The organism is Flavonifractor sp. An10 (assembly GCF_002161215.1).
Lineage (GTDB): Bacteria > Bacillota > Clostridia > Oscillospirales > Oscillospiraceae > Flavonifractor > Flavonifractor avistercoris.
Genome location: NZ_NFMB01000005.1, coordinates 170,869 through 187,674, shown reverse-complemented (window position 1 = coordinate 187,674; position 16,806 = coordinate 170,869). Strand labels below are relative to the sequence as shown.

The 16,806-nt window shown below is 63.3% G+C and carries 15 protein-coding genes; 7 read left to right on the top strand and 8 right to left on the bottom strand.

Translation table 11 applies throughout. From position 1 onward, the window contains the following. Positions 1-75 precede the first annotated feature (75 nt). The 4 genes from B5E42_RS10590 to B5E42_RS10575 all read right to left on the bottom strand — a co-directional run bounded on the left by B5E42_RS10590 (position 76) and on the right by B5E42_RS10575 (position 4,399). The gene (locus B5E42_RS10590; RefSeq protein ID WP_087239421.1) at positions 76-1,107 is read right to left on the bottom strand and encodes an iron-containing alcohol dehydrogenase; all 1,032 of its coding nucleotides are present in this window, start codon (positions 1,105-1,107) and stop codon (positions 76-78) included. Between the two features lie 112 nt (positions 1,108-1,219). Continuing rightward, entirely contained in the window at positions 1,220-2,116 is an 897-nt protein-coding gene (locus tag B5E42_RS10585; protein ID WP_343214188.1) for a LysR family transcriptional regulator, read from the bottom strand. Between the two features lie 123 nt (positions 2,117-2,239). Further along, entirely contained in the window at positions 2,240-3,388 is a 1,149-nt protein-coding gene (locus B5E42_RS10580; protein WP_087239419.1) for an aldo/keto reductase, read from the bottom strand. 105 nt (positions 3,389-3,493) lie between these two features. After that, entirely contained in the window at positions 3,494-4,399 is a 906-nt protein-coding gene (locus B5E42_RS10575) for a prolyl oligopeptidase family serine peptidase (RefSeq protein ID WP_242967102.1), read from the bottom strand. Positions 4,400-4,540: 141 nt separating this feature from the next. Between B5E42_RS10575 and B5E42_RS10570 the strand changes: the two genes are divergently transcribed. From B5E42_RS10570 to B5E42_RS10560, 3 genes are all read left to right on the top strand, one after another. After that, on the top strand, positions 4,541-4,771 hold the full coding sequence (locus tag B5E42_RS10570; RefSeq protein ID WP_087239417.1) for a hypothetical protein: 231 nt from the start codon (positions 4,541-4,543) through the stop codon (positions 4,769-4,771). A gap of 93 nt (positions 4,772-4,864) precedes the next feature. Then, positions 4,865-5,593 (top strand): hypothetical protein, encoded by a 729-nt coding sequence (locus B5E42_RS10565; RefSeq protein WP_087239415.1) that lies wholly within the window; start codon positions 4,865-4,867, stop codon positions 5,591-5,593. A gap of 146 nt (positions 5,594-5,739) precedes the next feature. Next, entirely contained in the window at positions 5,740-6,381 is a 642-nt protein-coding gene (locus B5E42_RS10560) for a hypothetical protein (RefSeq protein ID WP_087239413.1), read from the top strand. A 408-nt stretch (positions 6,382-6,789) separates the two neighbouring features. On the opposite strand, the gene B5E42_RS20045 is transcribed toward B5E42_RS10560, so the two are convergent. Next, complete coding sequence (locus B5E42_RS20045) at positions 6,790-7,281, bottom strand: helix-turn-helix transcriptional regulator (RefSeq protein WP_204244404.1); 492 nt, start codon at positions 7,279-7,281, stop codon at positions 6,790-6,792. Between the two features lie 124 nt (positions 7,282-7,405). On the opposite strand from B5E42_RS20045, the gene B5E42_RS10550 reads away from it, so the two are divergent. Beyond that, positions 7,406-7,585 carry a hypothetical protein gene (locus B5E42_RS10550; protein WP_087239411.1) on the top strand — a complete coding sequence of 60 codons (180 nt, stop codon included), beginning with the start codon at positions 7,406-7,408 and terminating at the stop codon, positions 7,583-7,585. Positions 7,586-7,593: 8 nt separating this feature from the next. Here B5E42_RS10550 and B5E42_RS10545 read toward each other — a convergent pair whose 3' ends face one another. The 3 genes from B5E42_RS10545 to B5E42_RS10535 all read right to left on the bottom strand — a co-directional run bounded on the left by B5E42_RS10545 (position 7,594) and on the right by B5E42_RS10535 (position 9,694). Continuing rightward, a complete protein-coding gene (locus B5E42_RS10545) occupies positions 7,594-8,352 on the bottom strand; it encodes a hypothetical protein (protein WP_141242518.1) in 759 nt (252 codons plus the stop codon). A 114-nt stretch (positions 8,353-8,466) separates the two neighbouring features. Next, positions 8,467-9,072: a cytidylate kinase-like family protein gene (locus B5E42_RS10540; protein ID WP_242967101.1), complete on the bottom strand. Its 606-nt coding sequence runs from the start codon at positions 9,070-9,072 to the stop codon at positions 8,467-8,469. Between the two features lies 1 nt (position 9,073). Further along, positions 9,074-9,694 (bottom strand): TetR/AcrR family transcriptional regulator, encoded by a 621-nt coding sequence (locus tag B5E42_RS10535; protein ID WP_087239407.1) that lies wholly within the window; start codon positions 9,692-9,694, stop codon positions 9,074-9,076. Positions 9,695-9,841: 147 nt separating this feature from the next. Between B5E42_RS10535 and B5E42_RS10530 the strand changes: the two genes are divergently transcribed. From B5E42_RS10530 to B5E42_RS10520, 3 genes are read left to right on the top strand one after another with little or no spacing between them, the layout of a single operon-like run. Next, positions 9,842-10,198 (top strand): hypothetical protein, encoded by a 357-nt coding sequence (locus tag B5E42_RS10530; protein WP_087239405.1) that lies wholly within the window; start codon positions 9,842-9,844, stop codon positions 10,196-10,198. Then, positions 10,195-12,699, top strand: a complete 2,505-nt coding sequence (locus B5E42_RS10525; protein WP_087239404.1) for an MMPL family transporter — start codon at positions 10,195-10,197, stop codon at positions 12,697-12,699. Before B5E42_RS10530 ends, B5E42_RS10525 begins: the two co-directional genes overlap by 4 nt. Continuing rightward, positions 12,680-16,564 carry a GLUG motif-containing protein gene (locus B5E42_RS10520; protein ID WP_087239402.1) on the top strand — a complete coding sequence of 1,295 codons (3,885 nt, stop codon included), beginning with the start codon at positions 12,680-12,682 and terminating at the stop codon, positions 16,562-16,564. The genes B5E42_RS10525 and B5E42_RS10520 overlap by 20 nt, the downstream gene beginning before the upstream one ends. Positions 16,565-16,806: the final 242 nt, after the last annotated feature.

Sequence of the window (16,806 nt, the reverse complement as noted above, 5' to 3'; positions counted from 1 at the left end):
CTGAAAATCCTCCTGCTTGGCTGCCTTCGTCCTGTATTATAGGGGCGTTTCCCCCTCTGCGGAAGTTCCGATTCGTTACGCAGTGTGTACCAAAAGGTTTTTGGTGGACGGTACCTTTTCCAGCCGCCTCCGGACAGCCGCGCCCAGCTGCTCCGGCTCTGCGGGCAGGGACAGCTCCGCCAAGAGGGCCGCCAGGGCCGCAGGATGCCCCTCCGCCTCCCGGCGGCAGAGGGCCAGCAGGAGGACGGCCAGCACGCCGGCGTACTCCTCCCAGTCCGACGCGGCCAGTACGGCCGCCTCCCGCACCGGCAGCGCCGGGAAGGAGAACCGCCGTCCCAGCTGGAAGAACCGGTTCCCCCACAGGGCGCACCGCCACATCAGGTTGCTCCGGGCGTTCTCGTCCCCCGGGGCCTGCCGGCAGATGCGCAGCTCCCGGGCCATCCCCTCCATCAGGGCCTCCAGCATCTCCCGGGAGACGCTCATGCCGTCCGCCAGGGTCAGGTATTCCTCCAGCGCCCCGGCCAGGGCGGAAAAGCCCTGGAGTATGAGCTCCCGGCGGGACAGCTCGCGGGTGCGGGCCGGATCCAGCAGGGCGAATTTGGGGTCACAGGGGGGATAGTCCCGCCAGACGCACCGGCGTCCGTGGAGCAGGCCCGCGGCCCCGCTGACGGCCCCGGTCTCCAGATGGGACGCCACAAAGCCTGTCGGCAGGGGCGGCACATCCACCACGCCCTGGGATTCTCCGAAGTTCTCCCACAGATCTCCCCGGCACACCGCCGCCAGGGAGGCGGCCTTGCAGCCGTCCAGCACGGCGGAGCCCCCCACCCCCAAAATCAGATCCACACGGCGCTCCCGGCACAGGCGGGCCGCCCGCTGCACCTGTTCATACCGGGGGCAGAAGGGGCCGGCGGAGCACTCCGCCATCGTTTTCCCGCTCCGGCGCAGGATATCCCGCACCTCATCCGCCGCGCCGGAGCGGCGATCTCCTTCCTCCGTGAGCAGCAGCACGCTGGGGCCGTATCCCTTCACGAAGCTGCCCAGATATTCCTGCACGCATCCGCCGCCAAAGAGCACCCTGGTTCCGTTTTCAAAGAGAAAGTTGTTCATGGCACACCTCTGATCCCGTCCCCGCGGGGGACGCTTCCTGTTGTGCTCCCATTATAAAAAAATCGAGACTTCCGCAGAAGTCTCGAAAAGTTATGCAGTATGTACGTTTGCGTTATAACTGATACACCGTCCGAACCGCCTTGAGAAACCGCCGCACCGTCGGCGTGGGGCGGGGGGAGTGGAGCAGCCCGTAGGGGATGGTGTAGCTCCAGTCCACCGGGATGGTCTTGAGCAGGGGGTGAACCTGCCGCCAGTTGTCGATGGTCATGAGGATGTCCTCGGAGTTCTCGCACTGGTTGAACACATTGATGTTGAACATCTCAAAGTCCACAATGTGGATTTGGGGGTGATCCCGCCACAGCTCGTCCCGCATCTGATCCAGATAGCGGTTCCAGCCCCGGCGGATGAGCAGGAAGTTCTCCCCGTGCAGATCCTCCGCCGTCAGACGATCCCTGGCCGCCAGGGGGTGGTAGATGGACACCGCGCAGCGGATGGGCTCCCGGGACAGCTCCAGGGCGTCGCACTGCCGGTTTTCCAGGAAGTTCTGGTCGAAGAGGCCGGCCACGATGTCGATGTTCTGTCCCAGGTTGCGCAGGATCTCCACCGAGTTCTCCGGGGTGTTCTCGTAGGGAACCATCTTGAATTTGATATTGGGGCAGTGGGTTTTGATGGCCGGCCAGAGATCCAGCAGGAACTGCCCCGGCGTCATGGGGGAGACCCCGATGCGGATGACCTTGTCCCCCTCCTCGGCGGCGTTCTTGGCCCGCACCACGGAGTCCTTGCAGTACTGCACCACATACTGGGCGTCCCGGTAGAGGGACTTTCCCGCCTCGGTGAGCTTCAGCCCCCGGGGGCTGCGGATAAACAGCTTCAAGTCCAGGCTGGACTCCAGGGAGGTGATCTGCTTGATCACTGCCGGCGGCGTGATGAACAGCTCCTCCGCCGCCTTGTTGAAGCTCCCCGCGTCCGCCACCCGGAGGAAGGTCTCCAGCTGGGGGTTGTACATCATATGCGCCGCCGCCTTTCCGCCTGTGCCGCTGGGCCCTGTTTGAGCACTATTTTACTGGTTTCCGGCGGAAATAGCAAGAAAAAATGCGCGGACAGGCCCATCCGCCTGTCCGCGCACCCCGTCTCACATTCCAAACAGCTCCGCCGCCCGGCGCATATTCTCCAGCACCGGGACGCCGAAGGGGCAGCGCCTCTCGCAGGTCCCGCAGGAGATACACTCCCCGCCGTGGTGGGGCAGGACAGCGTAGTGCTCCCGCACGGTCTCCGGCACCTCCCCCTGGGCCCGGGCCAGGTTCAGGAACTTGGTGACGCCGGCCACGTCGATGCCCACCGGGCAGGGGGCGCAGTGGCCGCAGTACATGCAGTGCCCCACCCAGCTGATCCTGGGCAGGGCCGCAAGGGCGGCGGCATAGTCCCGCTCGGCCTCAGGCGCATCCTCATAGGCGATGCTGGTTTTCAGCTCCTCCAGGTTCCGGGCGCCGGACATGACGGAGGCCACGCCGGGCCGGGTCAGGGCGTAGTGGAGGCACTGGCAGAGGGTCAGGGCCCTCCCGGCCGGGGACAGCTCGGCATTGAGCAGATCCCCGCCGCCGAAGGCCTTCATCACCGTGATGCCCACACCCAGCCGCTGGCAGGTCTCATACAGCTCCTGCCGCTGGGGATCCATGTTCACCAGGGGCTGCTCGTAGTTCTTCTCGTTCCAGAGCTGTTCCACATCCTCCCCCGCGGGCTGGAGGTCATAGCAGGGGTTGATGGAGAACATCAGCACCTCGACGGCGCCGCTGTTCACCGCCGCCAGGGCCACCTCCGGGTTGTGGCTGGACAGGCCGACGGCCCGGATGACGCCCCGGGCCTTCAACTCCCCAGCGTAGTCCAGCACGCCGCCGGTGCGCACCGTCTCCCAGTCGGCCAGGGAGTCCACATAGTGGATCATGCCGATCTCCGCGTGATCCGTCTCCAGCCGCCGGAGCTGATCCGCAAAGCCCGCCTTCACCTCGTCCAGATCCCTGGTGCGCTTGTACTGCCCGTCCTTCCAGATGGTGCACAGGTGGGCCTGGAGGATGAATTTCTCCCGCCGGCCCCGCAGTGCGCGGCCCAGGCTGGAGCGGAACTCCGGGTTGGGGGTGTAGAGGTCGATGCAGTTGACTCCGCCCGCCTCCATGGCATCCACCATTTCCCTGACCTGCTCATCGCTCTTGCCTACAAACCCCTCGCACCCCATGCCGATCTCGCTGACCAGCAGGCCGGTGCGGCCCAGCTGACGATACTCCATTGTGCCGCCTCCCTGTCTTTTTTGGATACTCTACCACATCCGGCCGCCTTTTGCAATCGCCTGCCCGGGCCAGGGCGCCGCCGGGTTCTGCCGGTGCATGGGGCGTCACTGTCCGAACAGCCACCCCATGATCTCCGGATCCTGCGCAAACAGATTGCCGCCGCCGTGCTGGTTGGGGGCGCCGCCCTCCCGGAAGTAGTCCGCATCCTTGATGTCCAGCACCACCAGCCGGCCGATCTCCTCCTCGGTCAGGCCCGCCTCCGCATAGAGCTCGCGGAGCCGGTTGTATGCCCTCCGGCTCGGTTCAGAGCCGTAATATTCATCGCTCTCCCCGACGACGAGGTACACGGGCACCCTGGCCTCCGTCACCGGCTCATAGGCCCCGTCCCACTGGGAGGAGCACTGGAGATAGGCGGTAAACAGCTCGGGCCGCATCCCCATGACGCGGGACATGGTCTCCCCGCCGCCGGAGTAGCCCTCGGCATACACCCGCTCCCGGTCGATGTTGTAGCGGCCCAGCAGATACTCCGTCAGGGCGATGGCCTGCTCTGCCGAGGTATCCCCCCAGTCGCCCAGCTGCGGGGCGGCCACAATCATGCGGTCGTTGTAATTCAGCGCCTCGAAGGCGAAGCGCTCGCTATACAGGTTCTCCCCCACGCCCTGGAAGTACAGCCCTTCATAGCCGGGGAGGGTGAGGAACAGGGCGTAGGCCTCGCTGCCGTCGTAGCTGTCCGGGATATAGATGTGATAGTGGATGTCCCCCTCCGGGGCGTGGAGCACATTGTCCATCCGGAAGCCCCGGTAGGTCTCCGTCCCCTCGGTGACCTCCAGCCCGGGCTCCGGGGATTCCGTGGCCGGGTCAGGCGCGGGCTCCGGCGTCTCCTGCACCTGGGCCGGCGGCTCGGGCGTCTCCGGGGAGGGCTGTACTGCGGCCTCCGCGCCGCAGGCGGTGAGGCCCAGTTCCATGGCAAGGGTCAGAAAAAGCGCGAGCAGCGGCTGCGTGGAAAACATTTGCGGCACCTTCTTTCACGATCATTGTAGCCCCGGGGCGCCGCCGGCGGAAGTTCCGATTGGTTAGCCGGTATGAACAAAATGGTTTACGGTCTCTGCCGCTTGCCGCCCTTGCCATCCATGCCGCCTGGCATTATAATAATGCAACGGCGGTTCCTGCTGCAGAATGACGGCACCCTGTGGGAGGTGGCGGAGCCCCCGGACGGGGCGGGCGGCTATGAGCTCCGCAGGCTCGCGGAAAATGTCTCCTCCGTGGAATGGATGTACGGCTGGGACTGCCTGCTCTATACAGACCGGGACGGGATTCTCTGGGCCATGGAGCCGGACGGAACCGGAACAGAGCTCACTGCGGGGATCTGTCTTCCCGCATAGATCCAGCGGGGCATATCTATCACTCGCATCACAGTTCCTCCCCGGCGGGCAGAAAGCGCGGGGAGCAGAAGGCAAAGAGAAAGAGGTGTCTATATGGCGAGCATCCGATGCCCCCACTGCGGCGCGCCCGTCATGCTCCGGGGCAGCCGGTGGGAGTGCGGCTATTGTGGCGATTTCGGCAGCATTACCTCCCTCCAGCCGTCGGAGAGGGCGAAGCTGGCGCAGGCCTGCGCCCCTTCTGTGCGGATCACGGTCACTGTGACAGAGGAGGAGGCGCCCCCCTCCCCTGCCTGCGCCGAGCCGGAGGCGGCGGAGGCGCCCCGCTTCTCCCGCGCCGAGCTGGAGGATATGATCCGCCGGTGGGATCTGGAGCAGAACGAGTGGGCCTGCCGGGATCTGCTCATCGCCGCCTTTCCCCAGGCCGCCGGCCGCTGGAGTGCAGAGGAGCTGGCGGAGATGGACACCATGGATCTTTTGGTGGAGACCGGCCGGCAGGATCCCGAGACCGCCCTCCGGATGGTGGAGCTGCTCCTCAGCACCGCGGAGGGGCACCTCCAGGAGCCGGAGGCCGCATACCAGCTGCTGGGGTGGGACATGAGCGACCTGCTGGTCAGCGAGGAGATGCTTCCCCTGCTGGTCAGGGAGGTGAAGGAAAACGGCCGCCTGGCCCGGCAGCTGTTCCAGAGCGCCTATGTGGGCCGTCCGCAGGAGGAACTCCTCAACGCCTGCGGGCGGCTGGGAGAGCGGGAGCTGCAGCGGAGGCTGCTGGAGCTCCTGGCCCGCAACCCCTTCCCCCATGATCCGCCCGAGCTGGAGCCGTAGGAGGCGCCGCCTGGGCGGTAGCCCTGCCGCGGCCCCCGGCCGTGAGGACAGCCCGGGACGCTCCCGTTTTCAACCAGCAGTTTAATGACACCGCCCCCCTGTCTGCCGTATAATCCATGCAGCAGGACAGACAAGGAGGGCACGAGATGAATCTGAAAGAGGCGTTCCGGTTCCAGAACAAGCTGCAGTCCCTGATGGAGGAGGCCCAGTCCATCCTGGGCGATGAGGCCAACATCACCCGGGTGCAGACCACCTATCTGCGGAAAAAGGTCATGAAGCAGTTCGAGGACGAGACCACCGAGGAGGCGCCCAGCACCGAGTACAGCGGGCAGATCACCTCTGTGGCGGAATTCCTGCTCTACCTGCTGCGGGAGCGGGAGCGGCTGACTGCGGCCGTCTGCCGGGCCAAGGCGGGGCTGGATCTGCCGGCGGGGCTGGACGGCGAGGTGAGCCTGAACGCCAGGCGGCAGGATGCCGCCCGCCTGCTGCGCCGGATGGCGGGGCTGCGCAGCTCGGAGGTGGTGATTCCCAACGGCGGCACCGGCTACTGCTTCAACAACGAGGGCAACCAGGTGTCCTACCGCTGCGATGTGAAGCGGGTCACCACCATCAACTTCGACCGGAACCGGATCCGGAAGATGTGCGCGGAGCTGAGCCGGAAGGCCGACGCCGTGTCCTCCGCGCTGGATGCCGCCCTGGTCACCACCCAGGTGGACTACGCCGCCCCCTTCGACGTAAACGACACCTTTGCGGAGGCCTTCGGCGCCTTTACCGGGGAGGCGGACTGACCGCCCTTAGCCCCCGGCTCCAGCGGCCGCGGATGCGGCAGGGGCGCGGCTCCGCCCAGGCCGGTTCAGGTGCAGACGAACCATAGCGCTGCACATTTGACGACTGCGCAGATTCCGCGCTTATACAGCAGTTCCGGTCTCTGACACCGGAGAAGGCCCTCACCGGCTTCCTCAGCGCCCCGCGCGGCGGCACCCTGCGCTGTGACACTGCTCCACCCCCCGCCCTGCCGCACTCACATCTCCATCCCCGGCCCATCCGGGAAGGATGGGCCGATGACAAACGCAGCCCTTCGGGGCAAATGACGCAACGCGGCCCCGGCACTCCCCCCGGGGGATGGCCGGGGCGCGGAGCGGAAAATGGCCTGCGGGAGCCGCAAGCTCCTGCCGTATCCGCGGCCGCTGGACAGATCACCCCCCAAAAATGCGGAGAGCAGCAGGCATCTGCCTGCTGCTGCAGCGTGTCGAAAAAGTCTTTTCGACACGCTGCAGAACTTTTTGAAACTTCAAAAAAGTTTCAAAAAGTTGTTTGATCCAACGTGAAAGGGAACCCTGACGGTTCCCTTTCACACTATCCTTCCCTCCGAATCCTTTGGCTGGAGGGCTTATAGACAGTCCGGAGCAGCAGGCATCTGCCTGCTGCTCACAAACCAGTTCATTCCATTTTGAATCCGTGGAGACCAGGATCTCCTCCATGGGCACCTCCAGTAGGGCGCCCAGCGCGTACAGATTGTCGACGGAGGGAAGGCTCTTCCCCTTCTGCCACTTGTAGATGGCCTGGGGCTCCTCAAAGCCGAAGTATGCCTGGAGATCCCGGACGGACAGGCCCTGCGCCCTGCGCAGGCGGACGATGTTCGCCCCGGTGGCCGCAGGGTCGATCACCGGGAAAGTCTTTTGCCGCATGAAAACCGCCTCCATTCTCCCGTGCTGACGATCGGGACTCTCAGGATACCGGATGCCGGGGAAAAAGGCAAGAGCATCCGGGAAGATGTAAGGAAACTGTTATATTTCAGGAGGATGAAAACCCATGAAGCAGCCTGTACCGCTGAACAAGCAGAGCAAGCGGGCCCAGCGGGCATACCATGCCGCCCGGCGGGGCGGCTGGCACGGCCTCTCGCCGGTGACCCGGGTGCGGCCCAGCGGCAAAGCCTATGACCGCAGCCGCGCAAAGCGGGCGGCCCGCCTGTCGTCCGCGCCGGAGATCTGAGCGGCCCGTTATGCCACGCCCCAGGGGCTCCCGGCCTCTATTTTTACAATAATGTCAACCTTTTCCGGCGTGACGGCATCAATGTCGTCCACGTCAAAGCCGGACTGTGCGCCGTCCCGGTGCAGGCCGGAGAAGTGCAGCAGGGTGAACTGGGTGCTGGAGTCCGTGCCCTCCGGATACCCCCAGTAGATATCCACACCCTTGCTGGACTTGACCCAGGCGTTGCCGTTGTTGGCGTCCACCAGATCCAGATACTTGATCTCGTACCGGCGGATCTCATCCGCACCGTTCAGGAATTCGTCGACTTTTTCCTCCAACGGAGTCATACGGTCAATGCCATCAGAGGTAATGATCTCATCAAACAGCAGAGATACGCTGTGACCCGACGGGAGCACAACACCGGTATCATTCAGGGTGTACACGGTATCGGCGGGGGCAACCGCCACGGCGGAACCCTCAGCCGCAGTAGTGGGGGAATCCTGCTCCGGCTTGACAGCGGTGGCCTGGTCGTTCTCCACCGCGCGGACGGTCAGCACACCCTCACCGGTAAGAATCTGGTAATGCTTCTCATCCACACCGGCTATGATGCCATCTGTACCGTTCTCGCCGCCATAGATGGAAACGATATAGTTTTTGTAAACATCGCCAACCAGTTTGGGCTCAAAGTAGTCCTCCATGACGGGACCCGTGCCGTTGTCATACTGCACACGTACGTCTGTGGCAGTCGAACCAGTCTTCTCAAAGCGATAGTAGGTGTTTCCTGTCATACCAGGATTTACAACTACCGCTTTCCAATGATTATTTCAATTTGCGAAGCTTATTCTACCTTATCGGCTTCCGGAGTCCTCATATAAAATTAAAAAGAGGCGAGACCAGCCGTGTCACCAGGCGCCCCCGGCCCAGGCAACAATCTGTTCCGCCGTTCCCTCCATTCCCCTCACAGAGCTGTTGATGCAGAAATCGTAGTTCTCCGGCGCGCCCCAATTTCGGCCGGTATAGGTGTCATAGTATTTCTTGCGCCGCTTATCCAGTTTCCGGACGGTATCCTCCGCTTCTTTCTGCCCGATGCTCTCGATCTCCATCCGGCGCCTGACTCGATCCTCAAAGGGTGCGCAGATGAACAGGCTGATTACCGGGATGCCGGCGGCGCGGAGGACGGCATCAGCACACCGTCCCACAATAATGCAGGGCCCCATCTGAGCCAGTTCCAGAATCACCTGGCTCTGCATCTCAAACAGGATGTCCTCCGCCGGCTGCCCCTTCCGCACCTGGTGTCCGCCCTCATAGACGCCGGTAAACAGCCAGGGATTCGGGGCCTTTTCTTCCTTGCCCGCGAACAGTTCCTCCCGCACTTCCGCCTTCTGGGCCGCCAGTGTAATCAGTTCCCGGTCATAGCACCTGACGTTCAGTCTCTCTGCCAGCTGTTTCCCAATCTCCCGGCCGCCGCTTCCAAACTGGCGGCCCAGAGCGATAATCGGCATCTTCATGTTACGACTCCTCCTTACAAGTCTGCTCCGCGGCCGGGCGCGTTTCCGCCATCCGCAGGGCCGCGCCGCGGACATGATCCTTCAGGAGCTGATCGACAAATTGAAGCAGTTCTTCAGGGGTTTCCCGGATGTCGCCCAGCAGCCAATCCTCGATCATGCTTACCAGCGCCCCTACATAAAACCGCGTCAGAAGCTCCACCTCATGGTCGGATGCCTGGCAGTCCAGTTCCATGACGATCCTCCGGATTGTGCTCTGGATGATGGCGTGAATATCCGTCTGAAAAAAGCTCTTCAGATGCTCCCGGCTCAGGGAGTGCAGGGCGCACAGGCAGACCGACCAGTTCTCCTGGAGGTACTGGAACAGCTGGAGCAGGCCGTCCTGCCACAGCATGACCCCCTCGTGCTCCCGCAGCAGCGCCACGGCCTCCTGGTCGAACATCCAGCGCACGGCATCGTAGATGTCCTCAAAGTGATAGTAAAAATGCTGCCGGGCCATGCCGCAGGACTGCATGATCTCCGCGACGGTGATCTTGTTCAGAGGCTTTTGCGCCATCAACGCTTTCAATGCCGCGCAGATCTCCCGCTTGGCCGCCTCACTGGCCTCGTACGTCCGTTTCTTCATTCCGAGTTTCACACGCCCTTCCGTTCAGACGTTTCCTCTATTTTAGCACAGCTTCCGCAAAGCGGCATAGATGCAGATCAGGGTCAGGTGTCAGAAATCTGACATGCGGCCCCGATCTGCATCTTGTTTTCCCCCGGTGGATTTTCTATGCTGGAAAAAGCAAACGGAAAGGAGCGCGGAACCATGACGGAGCGGTATCGAGTCACCATACAGAGCCAGATGGGCCCACGGGAGGGCGTTCTGGCCCTCAGCTATCAGGGAAGCTACATCACCGGCTCGCTGGATCTGGTGGGCTATGTCAACACGGTGCAGGGCGTGCAGGCGGCGGACGGGACGCTGCACCTCTTCCATCCCATCCAGACGGTGGTAAGCACCATCCCCTGTGAAACCGTGCTGAGCCTGTACGCGGGGAGGCTGCGGGGCACATCCACCTCAAAATCCGCCCGGATGCAGTGGGATGGCACGCTGATCCGCCGGGAACCCCAGGAGGAGTCGAGCCTGTGAGCAGAGAAGCGGAAAAGCCATCCTTTTTTGAAAAGCTGGCCACGGTCATCGTGGACAAGCGGAACCTGATCTTTTTCCTCTATGCCTGCGCCTTGGTCTTCTGCCTGTTCTCCCGGAACTGGGTCAGCGTGTGCAACGACATCACGGAGTACCTGCCGGATACCACGGAGACCCGCCAGGGGCTGACCCTCATGGAGGAGGAGTTTACCACCTTCGGCACCGCCAGGGTCATGGTCTCCCATGTGACCTACGGCCTGGCGGAGGAGCTGGCGGAGCAGATGGAGCAGATCGAGGGCGTCACCTCCGCCGCCTTTGGGAGCAGTGCCGTTGGAGCGGACACGGAGGACAGCGAGCCGGAGACGCCGGAGGACATCGCAGAGTACTTCAAGGGGGCGGACGCCCTGATCTCCGTGACCTTTGACGGGGAGGAGACCGACGAGATCAGCCTGGATGCTCTGTCTGCCATCCGGGAGCTGCTGGAGCCCTATGACTACTACATCGACAGCACCGTGGGCAGCTCCCAGGCGGACTCCCTGGCCAGCGAGATGGGCGTCATTCTGGCGGTGGCGGCGGTGATCATCGTGCTGGTGCTGCTGCTCACCTCCCGTTCCTACGCGGAGATCCCGGTGCTGCTGCTCACCTTTATCGCGGCGGCGGTGCTGAACCTGGGCACCAATTTTATCTTCGGGGAGATCTCCTTCGTGTCCAACTCGGTGACGGTGGTGCTGCAGCTGGCCCTGGCCATCGACTACGCCATCATCATGCTCCACCGCTTCCTGGAGGAGCGGGAGCACGCCGGTGACCGGGAGGCCTGCATCGCGGCGGTGAGCGCCGCCATCCCCTCCATCTCCGCCAGCAGCCTCACCACCATCTCGGGCCTGGCGGCCATGATGTTCATGCAGTTCCGCATCGGCTTTGACATGGGTATCATACTCATCAAGGCCATTCTGCTCAGCATGCTCTCGGTCTTTACCCTGATGCCGGGCCTGCTCATGCTCTTCTCCAAGGCCATGGCCAGGACCCAGCACCGCAGCTTTATCCCCAAGATCGACCGCTGGGGCAGGTTTGCCCTGAAACTGCGCTATGTTGGGGTGCCCCTGTTCGCGGTGGCCATTGTGGCAGGCTTTCTGCTGTCCAGCCAATGTCCCTATGTCTACGGCTACAGCCAGATCGAGACCGCCCGGCAGAACGAGACACAGATCGCCGAGGAGAAGGTCAACGAGACCTTCGGCACCCAGAACGTCATGGCGCTGATCGTGCCGAAAGGGGACTATGCCAGCGAGAAGGCCCTGCTGGACCGGCTGGAGACCTACGACCAGGTGGACTACGCCATGGGATTGTCCAACGTGGAGGTCATGGACGGCTATATGCTCACGGATGCGCTCAAGCCCCGGCAGTTTGCCGAGATGACGGACATGGACTACGAGCTGGTGTGCCTTGTTTATGCCGCCTATGGGGCGGAAAATGAGGAATACGGCCGGATCGTGGGCGGCGTGGACGACTATGCGGTGCCGCTGATGGACATGTTCTTCTTTGCCTACGACAAGGTAGAGGAGGGGTATGTGAGCCTGGACGAGGAGCAGCAGGCAGATCTGGACGACCTCTATGCGCAGCTGTCCGACGCCCGGGCGCAGCTGCTGGGGGAGCACTACACCCGGATGCTGGTCAGCCTGGACCTGCCGGAGGAGGGAGCGGAGACCTTCGCCTTCCTCCAGACCATCCACCAGGAGGCGGAGCGATACTATGACGCCGACCATGTCTATCTGGTGGGGGACTCCACCAGCGACTATGATCTGTCCACTTCCTTTGCCAGAGACAATGTGATGATCAGCGTACTGTCGGTGGTCTTTGTCATCATCGTGCTGCTCTTCACCTTCCAGTCCGTGGGCCTGCCCATCCTGCTGATCCTGGTGATCCAGGGCAGTATCTGGATCAATTTCTCCTTCCCCGGCGTGACCCAGCAGCCCATTTTCTTTATGAGCTATCTGGTGGTGACCTCCATCCAGATGGGGGCCAACATCGACTATGCCATCGTCATCTCCTCCTGGTACAACGAACTGAAGGAAACCATGCCCCGGCGGGAGGCCATCGTCCAGGCGCTGAACCTGTCCTTCCCCACGGTGCTTACCTCGGGGAGCATTCTGTCCGCCGCCGGGTTCCTCATCGCCCGGATCACCACAGAGCCCGCCATCGTGGGCATCGGCGAGTGCCTGTGCCGGGGGACGCTCATCTCCATGTTCCTGGTCATGTTCATCCTGCCCCAGATCCTGTATCTGGGAGACAGGATCGTGGAAAAGACCCGGTTCAATATCAAGGTTCCGGAGGTCAGCCGCAGCGCCAGCGGCACCGTCTATGTGAACGGCCGGGTGCGGGGCCGGGTGTCCGGCGTGGTGGACGCCCACATCCAGGGCGTGATCTACGGCGACGTCTCCGGCATGCTGGAGACCGGAAGCTATCAGACCAAGGAGGTTCCAAACGCAGATGAAACGGAAAATCAGTAAGCTCCTGAGCCTCCTTTTAGCGGCGGTTCTGCTCCTTTCCCTCATAGCCCCCGCCGCCCTGGCGGCGGAGGACCCCGCTGCCATCCATCTGCGCACGGCGGAGGATCTGGCGGAGCTTTCCCAAAACTGCACCCTGGACAGCTGGTCCCGGGGAAAGACCGTTTATCTGGAGGCGGACATCGACCTGACCGGCGCGGACTTCACCCCAATCCCCACCTTCGGCGGGACCTTTGAGGGGCAGGGCCACACCATCTCCGGGCTGTCTCTCACCGGCAGCGGCAATGTGCGGGGCCTGTTCCGATACATACAGCCCACCGGCGCCGTGCGGGACCTCCACGTCTCGGGCACCATTGCCCCCACTGACCGCAAGAACACCCTGGGCGGTCTGGTAGGAGAGAACCAGGGCACCATCACAAACTGCTCGTTTTCCGGGTCGGTCAGCGGGGCGGACAGCATCGGCGGGATCGCGGGTATCAACGAGGCCCAGGGGCAGATTATCAACTGCACCTTCTCCGGCTCTGTCACCGGGGAGCACTATGTGGGCGGCATCGCCGGACAGAACTATGGCTCCATCATCCAGTGTGAGAACAGCGGCAGCATCAACACCACGGAGGTGGACGCGGAGCTGAACCTGGACAATTGGAATCAGGAGCAGCTCAACGCCGCGGAGAATGTGCCCGTGTGTACGGACATCGGCGGCATCACCGGGTTTTCCTCCGGCATCCTGCAGGGCTGCGTCAACACCGGGGCGGTGGGGTACGCCCATGTGGGGTATAACATCGGCGGCATCGTGGGGCGGCAGTCCGGCTATCTGAACGGCTGCACCAATTCCGGGACGATTCTGGGCCGGAAGGATGTGGGCGGTATCGCCGGGCAGCTGGTGCCGGAGGTGCGGCTCCTCTACAACGAGGGGCAGGTGGGCGACCTGCTGGACGAATTGGATGTGCTGCGGGGCCTGATCGACCAGACCAGCGATGATGTACGCGGCACCTCCGATGAACTCTCGGAGCGGATGCAGGCCATTTCCGACCGAGCTGGGGAGGCCCAGGAGGCCATGAGTAATCTGATGGACTCCGCCACAGACTGGGCCAATGAAAACATCGACGCGATCAACGATGCGTCCGCCCGGATCTCCTGGCTCATGGACGAGCTGACTCCCATCCTGAACGACGCCGCAGACGCGATGGATCTGATGGAGGAGCTGGCCGGCCAGATGAATGATGTGTTGGACGAGGCCCGGGAGGCCGGCGACCTGGCACCCGATGCGGCAGAGCAGATGGAGGATGCCATGGGAGAGCTGGGCTCCGCCGCCCGGCGCGGCCGGGACGCCGTGGAGCACCTCAAAACGGCCCTGGCCCATCTGCGCAATGTACTGGGAAAGCCGGACACGGAGACCGCCCTGTCGGAAATTCAGGCGGCAGTTACCGAAGTGTCCGCAGCCCTCTCAGATATTGCCGGCTGCCTTGGGCGGATGCGGCAAATCGTTCAGGAGGCGGATGGCGAGCTTCGGGGGACGCCGGAGTGGGATGCGTTCCTGGAAAAGCTGGAGGCATTTCAGGCCGCCTGTGGGGCGCTTCCCGGCTACCTGCAGGAGGTCAGCGCCGCGCTTGCCCAGGTGATCCGCCCCGGAACGGCCGATCTGGACACACTGGCGCGCCTGCAAGCCGCCGCCGGGAACCTTCTGGCCGCCGGTCAGGCATTTGGGGAGGCCGGCGCGGAGCTGGCCAAGGCGCTGGCGGATGCCGGCCCTGGCGGGGAGCCGGATTTGACCACCGCCTATGAGAGCTTACGGACGGCGTCCCAGCAGCTTGCGGCCGCGCAGGCGGAAGTGGACGACATCCTAAAACATTTGGGAGACACTGAAGCCGGGGAGAATCTGCAAACAGCGCTGGATGAGCTGAATAATGCCATTGCCGCCGCAGAGCAGGCCGCCGCGGAGGTGGAGGGCGCCCTCGCGGCACTGGCCGGAACAGAGGCGGCTCAGCATGCCGCCGAGGCGCTCCGGGCCGAGCTGACTGCCATCTATGCCAGCCTGGAACAGGCAAAGACGGCCGCCCGGGAGATCGGGGCGGCCGCGGCGAAGCTGGTATTGCCCTCTGTGGATACTGAGGAGCTGGAGGCCGCCCACCGGGAGGCCCGGGCCGCCGGGGATAGTCTGGCCTCCGCGCTGCGGGCATTGACGCGCAGTGTGGACAGCGGAGAGGACGCCGTCCGCCTGCTGTGGGAGCTGCTGGAGCAGGCCGGAGACGCCATGGACGAATTGCGGAACGCCGGAGATACCATGGAGGAGCTGGCCGCCCTGGCCTCAGAGCTCAGCGAGGATCTCTGTGATGTACTGTACCAGCTGTCCGAGATGCCCACCATCACCATTCACCCCATCAGCAGCGAGATCCAGGAGCAGGGGGATGCCCTGGGAGACATCTTCTCAGGCCTGCTGGAGGACGGGGACGTCCTGCGGGATTCCGTGTCCAACAGCACGGACATCCTGCTGGACGATCTGGACGCCATCAATGAACAGTTCGGCGTGATCACCGATCTGCTCCGGGATATTCTGGCCGGTTCCGGCGAGGAGGTTGAGGATCGGTTTGAGGATGTGTCAGACGAAGCGCCTGAGACCACAGATACGGGGTATCTGTCCGACGCCCGGAACGACGGGACTGTGGAGGGGGATATCAATGTGGCCGGGATCGTGGGCTCCATGGCTATCGAGTACGACTTTGATCCGGAGGACGACCTGATCCAGGAGGGCGACCGCTCTCTGGACTTCCGGTATCAGACCAAGGCCGTGGTCGCCTCCTGCATCAATACGGGAGAGATCACCGGCAAGCAGGACTATGCCGGCGGCATTGTGGGCCTGATGGATCTGGGACGGGTCGGAAACTGCGAGAATTACGGCGCTGTCTCCAGCAGTGACGGCGACTATGTAGGCGGCATCGCCGGGGCCTCCTGGGGCAGCATCCGGGACAGCTGGAGCAAGTGCCGCCTGTCCGGCGGAGACTATGTGGGCGGCGTGGCCGGGCTGGGGGCCACCCTGGTAAACTGCCACACCCTGGTGACCGTCGACGAGGGCTCCGCCTATCTGGGCGCCGTGGCGGGAGACGTGGACAGCGGCGGCGCCATCTCCGGCAATACCTTTACCAGCGAGAGCCTGGGCGCGCTGGACGGCATCAGCTACGCCGGGAAGGCGGAGCCGGTGAATTTCGATGCACTGTGCAGCACGGAGGGGGTGCCCGAGCTGTTTTCCCGGCTGGAGCTGACCTTTGTGGCCGACGGCGTCACCGTGGCCGTGGTTCCCTTCCAGTACGGGGAGGGGATCGAATCCCTGCCGGAGATCCCCGCGAAAAAAGGATATTCCGCGTCCTGGCCGGAGCTGGACTATACCCATCTGACCGCCAGCCAGACCCTGGAGGCGGAGTACACGCCATATTCCTCGGCCCTGACCGATGGAGGAGAACTTCCAGAAATCCTGGTGGACGGCAGCTTCAGCAGCCGGGCGGAGGTCGCCCACACCACGGAGGACGTGACCTGGAGCGATGACCGGGGCCAGCCCCACACCGGCACCGCCTATACCGTCACAGTGGACGACCCGGATCTGGAGCAGGTGTCCTACACAGTCCACTACCGCCTGCCGGACTCCGGCAAGCGCTGGGCGCTGTGGGTAAAGGACGAGAACGGCTGGTCTCAGGCGGATTTTGAGATTGACGGGCAATATCTGCTGCTCACCAGTCAGACCGGGGAGATCACCTTCTGCGTGACCGAGCAGCCCGGCAGTCTCTTTGTCTGGATTATCGTCGGAATAGGCTGCCTGCTGCTGTTGGCTGTTATCTTCTGCGTGCTGCGCCGCATGCGGAAAAAGGGACGTTGAACCAGGAGATAGCTATAAAATTTCACATCTCTCCACAACAAGGAAGAACGCCTCCGGGGGCCCCGTTTCGGGCCCTTTGGAGGCGTTCGATTTTCGTACTAGGATAAAAGAAGGTGCACCCTTTCACCTCGGTCGGCGGTTTCAGGTGGTCGGTGGTTTTGGGAAATCCAGTGTTCCCAGCCGGTTTCGGCCTTTTGACCGACGTTGCGGACTAAGAACGTAAAATTTGCGCCGCAAAACAA

Bases quoted from the DNA above. Each gene is read 5' to 3' on its own strand.
- B5E42_RS10590 (WP_087239421.1), bottom strand. From the start codon at position 1,107: ATGAACAACTTTCTCTTTGAAAACGGAACCAGGGTGCTCTTTGGCGGC.
- B5E42_RS10585 (WP_343214188.1), bottom strand. From the start codon at position 2,116: ATGATGTACAACCCCCAGCTGGAGACCTTCCTCCGGGTGGCGGACGCG.
- B5E42_RS10580 (WP_087239419.1), bottom strand. From the start codon at position 3,388: ATGGAGTATCGTCAGCTGGGCCGCACCGGCCTGCTGGTCAGCGAGATC.
- B5E42_RS10575 (WP_242967102.1), bottom strand. From the start codon at position 4,399: ATGTTTTCCACGCAGCCGCTGCTCGCGCTTTTTCTGACCCTTGCCATG.
- B5E42_RS10570 (WP_087239417.1), top strand. From the start codon at position 4,541: ATGCAACGGCGGTTCCTGCTGCAGAATGACGGCACCCTGTGGGAGGTG.
- B5E42_RS10565 (WP_087239415.1), top strand. From the start codon at position 4,865: ATGGCGAGCATCCGATGCCCCCACTGCGGCGCGCCCGTCATGCTCCGG.
- B5E42_RS10560 (WP_087239413.1), top strand. From the start codon at position 5,740: ATGAATCTGAAAGAGGCGTTCCGGTTCCAGAACAAGCTGCAGTCCCTG.
- B5E42_RS20045 (WP_204244404.1), bottom strand. From the start codon at position 7,281: ATGCGGCAAAAGACTTTCCCGGTGATCGACCCTGCGGCCACCGGGGCG.
- B5E42_RS10550 (WP_087239411.1), top strand. From the start codon at position 7,406: ATGAAGCAGCCTGTACCGCTGAACAAGCAGAGCAAGCGGGCCCAGCGG.
- B5E42_RS10545 (WP_141242518.1), bottom strand. From the start codon at position 8,352: ATGACAGGAAACACCTACTATCGCTTTGAGAAGACTGGTTCGACTGCC.
- B5E42_RS10540 (WP_242967101.1), bottom strand. From the start codon at position 9,072: ATGAAGATGCCGATTATCGCTCTGGGCCGCCAGTTTGGAAGCGGCGGC.
- B5E42_RS10535 (WP_087239407.1), bottom strand. From the start codon at position 9,694: ATGAAGAAACGGACGTACGAGGCCAGTGAGGCGGCCAAGCGGGAGATC.
- B5E42_RS10530 (WP_087239405.1), top strand. From the start codon at position 9,842: ATGCTGGAAAAAGCAAACGGAAAGGAGCGCGGAACCATGACGGAGCGG.
- B5E42_RS10520 (WP_087239402.1), top strand. From the start codon at position 12,680: ATGAAACGGAAAATCAGTAAGCTCCTGAGCCTCCTTTTAGCGGCGGTT.